Origin of the sequence: Occallatibacter gabretensis (genome assembly GCF_001449115.1) — a bacterium.
Classification (GTDB): Bacteria; Acidobacteriota; Terriglobia; order Terriglobales; family Acidobacteriaceae; genus Telmatobacter; species Telmatobacter gabretensis.
The window spans coordinates 774753-787418 of the sequence record NZ_LAIJ01000009.1 but is presented as its reverse complement, the minus strand read 5'-3'; the positions used below and the strand labels follow the sequence as shown (position 1 = coordinate 787418).

Genomic DNA, 12666 nt, shown 5'->3' with positions numbered 1-12666 from the left:
GCAATTTCCTTTGCAAGAGCTTGACTCAGTGCGATACGATTCACCGCGGTCTGGCAGGTAAAGAGATCGGCTGCCTGACTCAGGAAGGACAGAATTCCATGAAAGTAAAGTTGATTGCGGTGGCCATCGCTGGCCTCATTCTTGCGCCGAGCGCTCTGCTAGCTCAGGCTCCCCCGGCGGGTGCAACCGGGAAGTGCAAGGACGGCACCTACACCACATCCCCAACGAAATCCGGAGCTTGCAGGGGGCATCAGGGAGTTGATACCTGGCTTGCTGCCAGCGTACCGGCGAAGCCGAGCACTCCTGCGCCCGCGCCTGCCCCTGCCCCTGCGGCCAAGCCGTCGTCCACGCCTGCACCGGCTCCGACTCCTACACCTGCTCCGGCCAAGCCTGCTTCGACATCAGGAGAGGCTAAGAGCACTGCGCCCAAGACGGTTGCGCCCGGAGGTGGCCCTGGCATGGTTTGGCTTAATACCAGCTCCAAGGTCTACCACTGCTACGGGGGAGCCGATTATGGCACCACCAAGGCGGGCAAATATATGAGTGAAGCGGATGCCAAGAATGCCGGCGGCCGTCCTTCCGGCGGCAAGGCCTGCTCCAAGTAATCTGCATAGCACCAAAACAAAGCGCCGCTTGGAGTGCTCCGAGCGGCGCTTTGTTTTAGTGCGTTAGTGGCTGTGCTTAATACTCAATCCCCTTCTGTGCCAGTATTCCCTTCTGGTACGCGTGCTTCACTTCGCGCATCTCGGTTACTGTGTCGGCCAGCTCTACGAGAAGCGGATGTGCGTTGCGTCCAGTCAGAATCACATGCACCATTTCGGGGCGGATGCGCAGAGCCTCCGCGACTTCGGCTGCATCGAGCATTCCGTAGCCGATGGCATAGTTGATCTCATCCAGCACTACGAGGTCCCAGTCGCCGGAGTAAATGGCCTGCTTTGCTTCAGACCATGCCTCCTGCACGAGACGAATGTCTTCGGGGTCTGTCTCCGCGCCGCCTACCTTCACAAATCCCCGGCCCATCTGCTTCAGTACAAAGCTATCTGGAAAGGCCTGTGTGTTCAGGGCTTCCGCTGCGTCCAGTTCTCCGTAATGCCAAGAGCCTTTCAAAAACTGCAGCACCAGCACCTTCATGCCATTGCCTGCGGCGCGCAGTGCTGTGCCCAGTGCAGCGGTTGTTTTTCCCTTACCGGGACCGGTGTTGATCAGCAATAGACCTTTGCGCGAGTCAGTCATCTAGTGTCCTGTGTGGTAAGGGTGTCCGGTCAGAATGGTTGTTGCGCGATAGATCTGCTCGGCCAACACAGCGCGGGCCAGTGCATGTGCCAGTGTCATATTGCTTAGCGACAGCAGCAGTGCTGCCTGCTTGCGCGCCGCATCGTCCCAGCCGCTTGCCGGGCCGATGGCAAAGATGATCTGCGCCACACCGGAGTCGCGCCGCGCACCCAGCCACACAGCAAACTCTTCGGAGCTCATCTGTTTTCCGCGGCTGTCAAGCAGGACAAGTACCTGTGTCCCGCCCTTTTTCGTGCGCGTCAGAGATTCAAAGAATGCATCGGCTGAGCGGTATGCCGTGCTCTCCGCTTCCGCGAAGTTGCCCATTCGCTCAAGCCACATCTGCGTGAGCTTTTCAAACGGATCGGAGGCAGCCAGTCGATTGCCGATATGAGCCAGCGTCAAGCGCATGAACAGGAGAATACCGGATGCCGCTTAGATATTCAGCTTCTTCCGTTCTTCTGCCAGGTGCTCGCTGGCCCGCATGGAAAGCGCAAGGATCGTCATGGTGGGGTTCTGCCAGCCGGCGGATGTGAATCCAGCTCCATCCATCACAAAGAGATTCTTGTGATCGTGGCTCTGGTTCCACTTGTTCAGAACGCTCTTCTTCTGGTCATCGCCCATACGGCAGGTGCCTACTTCGTGGATGCTGTACCCCGGCGGGTTTGGCATCACGTTTTTGCGCAGCACTTCAAAGCCTGCGGCCTCTGCCACCTGGGATGCAGTTGCTACGGCGTCCTTGGCCATGTTGAATTCGTTGTCGGTGTAGTTCGTCGCAATATGCAACGCCGGAATGCCCCAGGCATCGGTCTTCACCGGGTCAATGCGGACATGATTTTCGTACCGGCCCAGCACTTCGCCCATCAGCCCGAAGTGAAAACCGCTGCCGCTGTAGTCGGCCATCTTCTGTTCGAGCTCCGCGCCATAGGCTGCGAAGCAGCGCGCATCCATTCCTCCGCCGCTGCTCCAGATATTCATCGCATAGCCACGCAGAAAGTTCGGCGATTTGTCCGTGATGTTGCGGAACCGCGGAATGATTGCTCCGCCGCCCATGAGACCCTTGGCATTTCCGCCGCGCGCCTCGGGCACGGAGCAGGTGATTCCCGCGCCGTAGATCTGATCCATCAGGTACCGGCCCACCAACCCGCTTGAGTTCGCGAGTTTTGAGTTCAGCAGCAGGCGCGTGCTTTCAAGTGTTCCCGCCGCCAGCACCACGATGCGTGCCTTTACGCTCATCTCGCGTCCGGTGAAGCGATCTACAAAGTGGCAGCCATCCGGCAGCCCGGTGTTCTTATCCACGCTAATCTCGCGCACGACTGCGTTTGCGATGGAGGTCAGCTTTTTGGTCTTCTCCGCATCCGGCAACAACAGATTCACACTACTGGCGAGCCCATCGCGCCCATTGGCGCGGCGCTGCCCCGTTACCGGAATATTGAGCTTCGCCGCTGCGGTCTTGAGCCGGTCGAGTGACCCGCTCCACACATCGGGATCCTCGATGAAGTTTCCATCGGGCATCTGCGGCCAGCCCTCTTTTTTGCCGCTTACCTGGAAGATATCTTCGACGCGTGAATAGTAGGGGTCCAGGTCCGCGAGGCTGATGGGCCAGTCCTCGCCAAAACCATCATGGCTCTTCCCCTTGAACTCGTAATCGCTCAGGCGAAAGGACTGGCGCGACCAGAAGAGCGATCTGCCGCCGAAGAGCCGCACTCGCACCCAGTTGTATGGCTGCGAGGGATCGTATGTGTACGGAACTTCGCGCTCATCTACCCAGACATTTGCGTTGAACTCAGTGGCCTGAAAGACGTGGGGTACCTGTTGCGGTGGATGAAAGCCGCGATACGGGAGGTCGTAGGCGTGTTTCCGTTCGCCATTACGGTTCGCATCTGCAACCGGCCCGGCATTCAGCATCAGGCAGCTCGCGCCGGCCTCGGTGAGCACCTTAGCCGCCATGCCGCCTGCGTGGCCCGAACCGACAATCAATACATCAAACACTTCATTCGCCATCTTTGCCGCGCCCCAATTAGCTATCGTTCTCGCCGTTATCGTTTCCCGCAGTTATCGTTTATAGATCGGTGTAGCCGGAGCCTGCGCCGCCGCCACATGGGGCTGTACAAGGTGCGACTGCTTGGATAACACAAACGCCAGATTCGATTCGATCGGAGTCCAGTACACATCCGTCTGGCCCCACTCGCCCGCAGGAGTGCCTGGCGTCTGGCTCCAGGCCTTGGAGTTGGTTGTCGCCATGCGAATCTCATCGAGCGCAATGTTTACAAAATCGGCATGAGCTTCGGTTGGAGGATTATCGCTCATCCATGTCCGCAGCCACGGCTTCACCAGCGAGTCCACCTGATCGTCAGTCAGCGCAAAGAGGTCGAGCTTGTATTTCTTCTGTGCCTCGGAGTTCAGCCAATCGAGCCCGCCTGCGTACAGCTTCTGCCGGTCCGGTAACGATCCGGCCAGCAAAAAATCTAGAAATTCTGGCGTATTGGCCTCAATGGCTCCGGGTTTGCCATTCAGAGCTGGCATCATGACGCGGGAGAGCCGCTGAAGATTCCGCATCTGCGCCGGGGTGAAGAATTTCAGGTCGGCGATCGCGACCAGATCGGCCGCCTCGGTGGTGGGCAGAGGCGTGCGCGGGTTTATCCCCGCGGACCAGGGCACAGGAGCGGCAGCGGGCAGCGGTTGTTTTCCCTGCTGCTGGCCAAAAAGCATCCGCGGCGCTGCCGCCACAGAGAGTAGAATGCGAACAAATTTGCGCCGTTGCATAGCGCATCCACGCTATCGTGCGCGGCCTATGCTCGTCCATAGCCGGCCCGGCAACAATCCCTGCACCCTGAGCCGCAGGAGGTGAATCTAAACCGGCAGGGCCAAAAAATCCGGCCTGATGATACAAACAACTTTTATCCTTTTTCTTAATTTTCTCGTTTTCTTCATGTAAGGAGCCGTTTTGTCCACTTCGGAATCCGCGCTGACTGCGCCGGGGAAGACAACCGAGAAAACGGTCGTCAATCCTGACCAGCACGCCGCCTGGAAGCCGCGCACAAATCCCTGGCTGATTGCGGCCACGGTGGCTTTGGCTGCCTTTATGGAGGTGCTCGATACCTCCATCGCCAATGTGGCGCTGCAGCACATTGCCGGAGACCTTGGCGCGAGCAATGACCAGGGCACCTGGGTGCTCACCGGTTACCTGGTTTCAAACGCCATTGTGCTGCCGCTCGGCGCCTGGGCCTCCAGCGTCATGGGTCGCAAGAATTTCTTCCTGTTGTGCATTACCATTTTCACCATTGCCAGCTTTCTGTGCGGCGCAGCGCCGTCGTTGGGTATGCTGCTGCTCTTCCGCGTGATACAGGGCGCGGGCGGCGGCGGCCTGCAGCCAATGGCTCAGGCCATCATGGCGGATTCCTTCGAGCCTCAGAAGCGCGGCCAGGCTTTCGCGCTTTATGGCCTGGTGGCCGTTCTGGCGCCTTCGATTGGCCCGACTCTCGGCGGCTGGATTACAGACAATTACTCTTGGCGTTGGATTTTCTACATCAATATTCCGGTTGGTATTCTCGCCTTCCTCCTAGTCACGCGGCTTGTTGAGGATCCACCGTGGATCAAGCCGAACCGCAAGCTAATCGGCAAGATCGATTACCTTGGCTTGAGCTTCCTGACCATCGCCATGGGCGGCATGCAGATCATGCTCGACAAAGGCGAGGAGAACGACTGGTTTGCGTCGAACTTCATCCGCATTAACGCCGCCTTGTTCGTCTGCGGTATGATCGCGCTGGTGATATGGGAGTTGCGTGCCAAAGCGCCCATCATCAATCTACGTGTCTTCCGTTTCCGAAATTTCGCTATATGTTGTTTCCTCATGGCGCTTGTGGGCGGCGTGCTGAACGCCAATACTGTGCTCCAGCCGGAGTATATGCAGGAGCTGATGGGCTATACAGCCACCACTGCGGGCATGGCGCTCACCGCCGGCGGAATCGCGCTTGTTATCGTCATGCCGCTGGCCGGTTTCGCCACAGGCAAAATCTCTGCCCGTACCCTGGCCGTTTGTGGATTCATCATGTTCACCTTCACCTTCCGGTATGCCGCGTCGGTGACTAACCTGCAGATGACTTTCGCGCAGCAGTCGATGCTTCGCGTGATCCAGATGCTGCCGCTGCCCTTCTGCTTCATCTCGATTACGAACGCAGCATACGTCGGCCTTCCCAAGGAACAGAGCAACCAGGTCTCAGGCCTCATCAACTTCTCCCGCAATATTGGCGGCTCTATCCTGATCGCCGTTACCAATGCGCAGATCACGAACCGCTCGCTCTTTCACCAGCAGCGGCTGCAGGCGGATATGCAGCCGGGAAGCCCCGGCTACCAGTCGCACCTTCAGGCGCTCACTGGTTTCTTCGGCGGCGGCTCGGACGGCGCGGGCCGCGCCCTGGGAACCCTCTATAACCAGCTCAATCAGCAGGCCCTTATGCAGGCCTTCCAGGATGTCTATATCGAGCTTTCCTGGATGTCCGCCATCCTGGTCCTGTTCGCCTTTATGCTCAACAAGAACAAGCCCGGAGAGGGACCCAAGGCGGAAGCGGTTCACTAAGCGTCTGGACAGGGTGTAGATTTCTACAATGAAAAACGCCAGGAGCTTCGCAGCCCCTGGCGTTTATCTGTGTGTCTCAAGCAAATCTCTTCAGTCCAACATCATCCGGCGTTGCCGACGATGAATCTTCAGTCTAAGTCCCACTCGTCCCGGCTCTGCAATCGTTCTCGGCTCCCGGTTCCGTCTGGCTTTTTATCCTCGGCTTTCACCGTGAGTAATCGGCCTGTCTTCCCCGTTCGCTTTCGATCTCCTGCTTTGCCAGCGTTTAACTTACCAATCCAGTTTGTAGATAGATGCGCAATCTATCTGCTACTTAGGTTAGCGTTCCTCTCCTGCTGAAGCTACTTATCTGCTCTCCGTCCGGTCCTTCAATCCTCGGTGCGGCAAGCCGCTCCAAAGATTGCTATCGCGAATTAAGTTTTCAGCTCAGCACATTCAACCGGCTCTGAGCGATACTTCCTCCGAACTTTGCATCGTCCTGCTTGACCTGAGGACCGGAACTCCCGTTTCCTGTGGAGACCGCATCTGCTCCGGCTTGCGCCTTTGCTGAAGAATCTCCGCATTCCACTGGCTCACAGCATCTTCCCGCGTGGCAGGAAATGTTGGCTTTCCAATTTCTACTCGGTGACCAACTGTGAAGAGAATGCGCCTAGTCGATCTGTGAATGCAAGTGGAAAACTTAGTTAAAATCTGTGGATTTCACCTAAGTTGGTGCACTTAGCCCGCATTTCTGTGTTTCAAAGAGGAATTCGTATTTATTTCTGTTAGTAAGTGGCTGATAACCACGTACGGGCCAGATCAAAATCCGAGTTATCCACCCTAACTTGTAGCATTTTCCGTTTCCCGCTCCCGGAACGCAACAATGAACAGCACTAATATGACCGCTGAAAGGCCGCCCGCGAAGAGCCAGATGGCGCGCCAGTTGTGGGCCTGCGTGCCGTCCGCCAGCGTGGTCGCATAGGCATCCACCACCTTGCCGCTCAGCCACGATCCCAGCAGCATGCCGATGCCATACGTGATCAGCGTGATCATGCCCTGCGCTGCACTGCGGTAGGCCGCCGGGGCCTTGCGGTCGGTGTAGATCTGGCCGGTGACGAAGAAGAAGTCATAGCAGATGCCGTGCAGCACGATGCCCAGCAGCAGCATCCACACCCCCGGACCTGGATTGCCAAAAGCGAAGCAGGCGTACCGCAAGGCCCATGCCGCCATGCCCGCCACCAGCATCCACTTCACACCCAGCCGCCGAAAGAAAAAGGGGATCAGCAGCATGCAAAGCGTCTCCGACGCCTGGCCCAGCGTCATCTTACCCGCCGAATTGGCCACGCCGATCTGGTCGAGGAAGCGATTGGCAAAGGCGTAGTAGAACGCCAGCGGCACGCAGATGAGAAACGAAGCCAGCGCGAAGATGAGAAAGCTTCGGTCGCGGAACATGCGCCGGACTTCGACAGGAAACAGGTTGCCCAGCCGGAAGGGTTCCGTCGCCTGCGGTGACGTGTGCGGCAGAGTCAGCGAATAGCCCGCCAGCACAATCGACGCAATCGCCGACATCTTCAGCGGCAGTGACGTCCGCTCGCCGTGCAGGATGTAGCTGACTATGAGGCCAGCGCAGATCCAGCCGATCGTGCCCAGCACGCGGATCGGCGCGAACTCCGTTTTGGGATCGCGCATCTGGCGAAAGGCGATGGCGTTCACCAGGCCCAGCGTCGGCATATATAGCACCGCATACGCCAACACCAGCCCGTAGAGCGGACCGAAATTCATTTGCATGGAGGCGAGGTAAAGCAGAATGCCGCCGGCGAGATGCAACAGCGCCAGCATGTACTGCGCTGCCATCAGGTTGTCCGCGATCCAACCCGCGAGGAAGGGCGAGACCACGGCGCCGATAGCCGTTGTTCCGGCGAGGAGACCAGTCTGCACGCCGTTGAAGTGCAGCGTATTGCCTGCCCAGGTATTTATGGTCACAGACCAAGCGCCCCAGATGAAAAATTCGAGAAACATCATCACGGCCAGACGAATTTTCAGCAGCATTCAGACTCCCTGCAACAGAATGAAAGGTCGTAGGCCAGCATACGGCATATGCCTGTGGCACGGCATCTCACCCCATGCGCCTAAAATATTTGCGTAGCTCTCATAAGGGACCCAACGGATACCACATGGCATCTTCTAAACGTTTTGTCTGCATCCACGGCCACTTCTATCAGCCGCCCCGGGAGAATCCCTGGCTCGAAGCGATCGAGACCCAGGACTCCGCCGCGCCCTATCACGATTGGAATGAGCGTGTTTGCGCCGAATGCTACGCACCCAACGGCGCGGCGCGCATCGTTAACACCCAGAACAAGATCATGGGCATTGCTAACAATTACGCCCGCATAAGCTTTAACTTTGGTCCAACTCTATTGAGCTGGCTCAAGGAGAACGCGCAGCGCACCTATCGCATGATTCTTGACGGCGAGCGCAAGAGCCGCCGCGCCTTCAAGGGGCATTCCTCGGCAATGGCCCAGGTTTACAACCACATCATCATGCCGTTGGCTAATGCCCGCGACAAGATCACGCAGATTCGCTGGGGCATCGCGGACTATATCTCACATTTTGGTGCGCCGCCTGAGGGCATGTGGCTCGCGGAAACGGCTGTTGATTCCGAGACCCTGGAGCTGCTGGCTCAGCACGGCGTGAAGTTCACGATCCTTGCCCCGCGCCAGTGCCGCCGTGTGCGAAAGATTGCCGGAGCCGACGACGACGTGGTGTGGTCGCCCACTCCGAATGATACGGTCAATTCCACGCGTCCCTATCTCGTCCGCTTCGCCTCGGGACTTTCAATCACTGTCTTTTTCTATAACGGCGGAATTTCCCAGGCCATCGCATTTGAAGGCCTGCTCAACTCCGGCGATGCCTTCGCCAGCCGGCTTAAAGATGGATTCATTCCGGATGCTACCGGCCCTCAGCTCATGCACGTCGCCACGGATGGAGAGAGCTACGGCCACCATCACAGGTACGGCGAGATGGCGCTGGCCTATGCGCTCAAGCTTCTGGGTCAAGACAAAAACGTTCATTTGGCGAATTACGGCAGCTTTCTCGCGCAGTTTCCGCCGGAGTATGAGTGCGAGATCGTCGAGAACAGCTCGTGGTCCTGCGTTCACGGCGTGGAGCGCTGGCGCTCCAACTGCGGCTGCAACAGTGGACGACCTGGCTGGAATCAGGCATGGCGTAAGCCTTTGCGTGAGGGGCTCGACGCACTACGCGATGCCCTGGTTTCGCTTACGGAAGACGAGGGAGCGAAGCTCTTTCCCGATGTGTGGGCGGCTCGCAACGCCTACATCGATGTCATTCTGAACCGTAACAGCGAAACCACGAATCGCTTCTTCGATGCGCAGCAAAGCCATGCGCTCAATGCAGAAGAGCGCAATCGCGCGCTCAAGCTGATGGAGATGCAGCGACACGCACAGCTTATGTACACCAGCTGCGGCTGGTTCTTTGACGATATCTCCGGCATTGAGACCGTGCAGGTGATCGCTTATGCCGCTCGCGTTCTGCAGCTCGCACAAAATCTTTTTGGCGATCGCGCCGCAGCCCTCGAACCGGCGTTCATTGCCACGCTGAAAGAAGCGATTTCGAACGTGCCAAGCCAGCAGGACGGCGCACATATTTATACCGATCTCATTAGCAAGCTCAAGCTAAGTCTTGAGCAGGTGGCCGCGCATTACGCCATCAGCTCCATGTTCACCCCCTATGGCGATGAGGCCAAAATCTACAGCTACGCTGTGCGCCGCCTCTCGCACGACATCTTCACATCCGGCCGCGGCCGCCTGGGCGTTGGCAGGGCGAATGTAGCTTCCACTATTACGGCGGAGCAGCAGTCCTTCCAATATGCCGTGCTTCACTTTGGCGACCAGAACATTACTGCCGCAGTGAAACCCTATGCCGAGCAGGACGCCGATGCCTTTTCCCAGTTTGCAGCCGAAGCAGCCGAATGTGTTCAGCGTGCCGATTTCGCGCAGGTCATTCGCCTTCTCGACCGCACCTTTGAGCGCGTCGATTATTCGCTCACCTCGCTCTTCCGCGACGATCAGCACCAGATCGTGAAGCTTATTCTCAATACAACGCTTTCCAACATCGAGGGTGCGCTCACCACCATTTACGAAGACCACGCTAGTCTTCTGCATTTCCTCTCGCAGTCTGGTCTACCAAAACCTCCTGCGCTCACGATTGCAGCCAGTTTTGCCATCAATGCTGGTCTTAAACGTGCCATCGAGTCCGACCCGGTCGACCAGGCATTGATCAAATCATTTCTCAACCTTGCCAAAGCCGATCAGGTTTCGCTTGAGACCGCAACGCTGTCCTATATCGCCGATCAGCGCATGAAGCGCGCCATGCTCGATCTGCTGACATCCGCATCACAGGAGGCTCTCGATCGCGCTCTTGCTCTTGGCCGCGCGCTCGTTGAACTTCCCTTTGAGTCCAGCCTCTGGCAGGCACAGAACATCTGGTATGAGTTCCTCAGCAATCAGCCCCCTGCCATTGCCGCGCTTATCGGCGATGCCCGCACCCGCTGGGATGAGGACTTCAACGCGCTCGGGCAGAGCCTCTCCATTGACACTGCTTCCGTAAACGTGCAGGATGCCGCGCCTGTAACCACCGGAGACTAGAGCAACCTGAAGGATCGGAGACTCCTATGCCAACCGCTGTCGAACTCATCGCCGAAGGCAAGCAAGCTCGCGCCGAGCGCGATCTCGACGCCGCCCGCGCTTACTACGCCGAAGCGGCGGAAGCCTTTCGCAAGGAAGATAATCGCCTGGCATACGCTCACGCCATTCGGCACATTGCGGACATGTTTCTGGACGAAGCAAGGCACGCCGAGGCCGGGCCCCTCTACGAGGAAGCGCTCGAAATTTATCGCAGCAGTCTGGATACAAAGCTCCTTGACCTTGCGAACACGGTCCGGCCTTACGCTCTGCTCAATGAAACCATAGGCAATGTCGATCTTGCCCGCGAACACTGGCAGGAGGCGCGCAATCTCTACGCTTCGCTGCACCTCGATATTGGTGTCGATGAGTGTGGCAAGCATCTCGCCAGGCTTTCTTAGCGCCCGTTTTCTCATAGCTGCCACTTAAAGGTGTACGGTCAGATTGTCGACAAACTCGCCACGGCGAATGCGCTTCAGTTGCCGGTCGAGTATTTTTGCGGCTCTCTCGGGATCACCCTGGTCGTCCTGATCCTCCTGCTCATCCAGTTGCGCTGCAATTACGTGCGATTCCGCAGGATGATAAAAGACCTGCACAAAAAGAAAAATCACTCCAAGCGCAGCAGAGGAAGGGCAAAAGCCGGGATTCTTCCCTTGCTTTTGTCTGCGACGGCAGTTGGCACGCCGAAATGAATAGTAGAAAAGCAGGCCGACAATCGCCAGAAAAGGCGCGCCGAATGCGAGATTCGACAGAAGATCAAAAACATGAGACATCACAGCCGCTCCAGATGGAATCGCAGGTAGAACTTCACGGAAGAAACGGCGAGACATGCCGCGGCGCGAGCCGCTCTGTTACCTCAGCCAGGTTGTGAAGGGTTATGCGAAATAAGGAGGCGGACGCTGGAATGTGTTGGGGAATGATGGAGTCTCAGGAGCAAGGTCAGAACAAAAATCGATGAGCGACGAAGACTGATCTAAAGAAAAAGCAATTCCTATAAACAGCACCGGCAACATTGCCAGCAAGTCAAGGAAGCTTCCGGAATGAGCATGTGGAATCAGAGTCAGTAAGAGGACAACTCCAATTGCGATGACCGCAATCAGAAGCCACACTCGCCGATCCCGATACTGGATCATTGCCGATTCTCCCTTGCTGTCAGAATACTACTCGCATTCTGCTCGTCGCCCCGGTAGATTAACCGCTCTTAGCGCACCACTGCCAGCGGCCTGTCCCGGTCCGTCTGCATCGTCGGCACGGAGGCCAGCAGGCTTCGCGTGTACTCATGCTTCGGCTGGGTCAGAACCTCGTTCACTGGCCCGGTCTCAACAATCTCTCCATGGCGCATGACGGCTACGCGGCTCGCTACCTGGCCTACCACGGCCAGATCATGCGAAATGAAAAGCATTGCCAGCCCATGTTCTTGCTGCAGCTCTCGTAGAAGCGCCAGAATCTGCGCCTGGACCGTTACGTCGAGTGCGGTCGTCGGCTCGTCGGCAATGAGCAGCCGCGGTTTGTTGATCAGCGCCATCGCAATCAGAATTCTCTGCCGCTGACCGCCTGAGAACTGGTGCGGATAATCGCCATACCGCCGCGCTGCTTCCGGAATTGCCACGGCCTCGAGTGCTTCGAGGGCGCGTCGTCTAGCCTCGCGGCCGCTCCAGCCGGCTGAGTGTGCCGCTGCGCATTCGGCCACCTGCGCTCCGATGGTCATGACCGGATTCAGCGCCGTCATTGGCTCCTGAAAGATCATGGCAATCTCGCGCCCGCGCAGCTTTCTGAGTGCGCTGGCCGGCTCGTCGAGCAGATTTACGCTGCCGTTTGCCCCTTGCCAGGCAATTTCACCCGTCACCTGCGCTGTCTTCGGAAGTAATCCCATCATGGCAAGCGAAGTCGCGCTCTTGCCCGATCCTGATTCTCCCACGAGACCCAAGACCTCGCCTTCGCCGATCTCGAAATTGATTCCGCGAACGGCCGCCGGAGACGAGCTAGCCGTTCCAAATCGGATTCCCAGATTGCGTACAGCAAGGAGTGCATCCATGCTGCCATCCTAGCCGATACGAGCCTAACGCGACGCGATATGAAGAGTCCCTGAGACGCAAGTTATTGATGACTGCGCAATAGAGCCCGTGATAGCGTCAT

12 protein-coding genes are annotated in these 12666 nt (G+C 57.7%); 4 read left to right on the top strand and 8 right to left on the bottom strand.

The genetic code is table 11. The features are described 5' to 3' along the window. Nucleotides 1-98: 98 nt before the first annotated feature. On the top strand, nt 99-605 hold the full coding sequence (locus tag VO84_RS09545) for a DUF3761 domain-containing protein (RefSeq protein ID WP_058188682.1): 507 nt from the start codon (nt 99-101) through the stop codon (nt 603-605). 76 nt (nt 606-681) lie between these two features. Here VO84_RS09545 and cobO read toward each other — a convergent pair whose 3' ends face one another. From cobO to VO84_RS09525, 4 genes are read right to left on the bottom strand one after another with little or no spacing between them, the layout of a single operon-like run. Continuing rightward, nucleotides 682-1233 carry a cob(I)yrinic acid a,c-diamide adenosyltransferase gene (gene cobO / locus VO84_RS09540; protein WP_058187416.1) on the bottom strand — a complete coding sequence of 184 codons (552 nt, stop codon included), beginning with the start codon at nt 1231-1233 and terminating at the stop codon, nt 682-684. After that, on the bottom strand, nt 1234-1683 hold the full coding sequence (locus VO84_RS09535) for a 23S rRNA (pseudouridine(1915)-N(3))-methyltransferase RlmH (protein ID WP_058187415.1): 450 nt from the start codon (nt 1681-1683) through the stop codon (nt 1234-1236). A gap of 24 nt (nt 1684-1707) precedes the next feature. After that, entirely contained in the window at nt 1708-3276 is a 1569-nt protein-coding gene (locus VO84_RS09530) for a GMC oxidoreductase (RefSeq protein ID WP_058187414.1), read from the bottom strand. Between the two features lie 51 nt (nt 3277-3327). Then, complete coding sequence (locus tag VO84_RS09525; protein ID WP_058187413.1) at nt 3328-4038, bottom strand: gluconate 2-dehydrogenase subunit 3 family protein; 711 nt, start codon at nt 4036-4038, stop codon at nt 3328-3330. 181 nt (nt 4039-4219) lie between these two features. Between VO84_RS09525 and VO84_RS09520 the strand changes: the two genes are divergently transcribed. Further along, entirely contained in the window at nt 4220-5851 is a 1632-nt protein-coding gene (locus VO84_RS09520; RefSeq protein ID WP_231737861.1) for a DHA2 family efflux MFS transporter permease subunit, read from the top strand. A gap of 819 nt (nt 5852-6670) precedes the next feature. Here VO84_RS09520 and VO84_RS09515 read toward each other — a convergent pair. Next, nucleotides 6671-7879 carry a nucleoside permease gene (locus tag VO84_RS09515; RefSeq protein WP_058187412.1) on the bottom strand — a complete coding sequence of 403 codons (1209 nt, stop codon included), beginning with the start codon at nt 7877-7879 and terminating at the stop codon, nt 6671-6673. 125 nt (nt 7880-8004) lie between these two features. Here VO84_RS09515 and VO84_RS09510 point away from each other — a divergent pair, with 125 nt between their 5' ends. Continuing rightward, nucleotides 8005-10494: a DUF3536 domain-containing protein gene (locus VO84_RS09510; RefSeq protein ID WP_082661863.1), complete on the top strand. Its 2490-nt coding sequence runs from the start codon at nt 8005-8007 to the stop codon at nt 10492-10494. Nucleotides 10495-10520: 26 nt separating this feature from the next. After that, the gene (locus VO84_RS09505; RefSeq protein WP_058187410.1) at nt 10521-10931 is read left to right on the top strand and encodes a tetratricopeptide repeat protein; all 411 of its coding nucleotides are present in this window, start codon (nt 10521-10523) and stop codon (nt 10929-10931) included. 24 nt (nt 10932-10955) lie between these two features. Here VO84_RS09505 and VO84_RS09500 read toward each other — a convergent pair whose 3' ends face one another. The 3 genes from VO84_RS09500 to VO84_RS09490 all read right to left on the bottom strand — a co-directional run bounded on the left by VO84_RS09500 (nt 10956) and on the right by VO84_RS09490 (nt 12565). Beyond that, nucleotides 10956-11303, bottom strand: a complete 348-nt coding sequence (locus VO84_RS09500; protein ID WP_058187409.1) for a hypothetical protein — start codon at nt 11301-11303, stop codon at nt 10956-10958. A 102-nt stretch (nt 11304-11405) separates the two neighbouring features. Continuing rightward, entirely contained in the window at nt 11406-11663 is a 258-nt protein-coding gene (locus VO84_RS09495; protein ID WP_058187408.1) for a hypothetical protein, read from the bottom strand. A 68-nt stretch (nt 11664-11731) separates the two neighbouring features. After that, nucleotides 11732-12565 carry an ABC transporter ATP-binding protein gene (locus VO84_RS09490; protein ID WP_058187407.1) on the bottom strand — a complete coding sequence of 278 codons (834 nt, stop codon included), beginning with the start codon at nt 12563-12565 and terminating at the stop codon, nt 11732-11734. Nucleotides 12566-12666 lie beyond the last annotated feature (101 nt).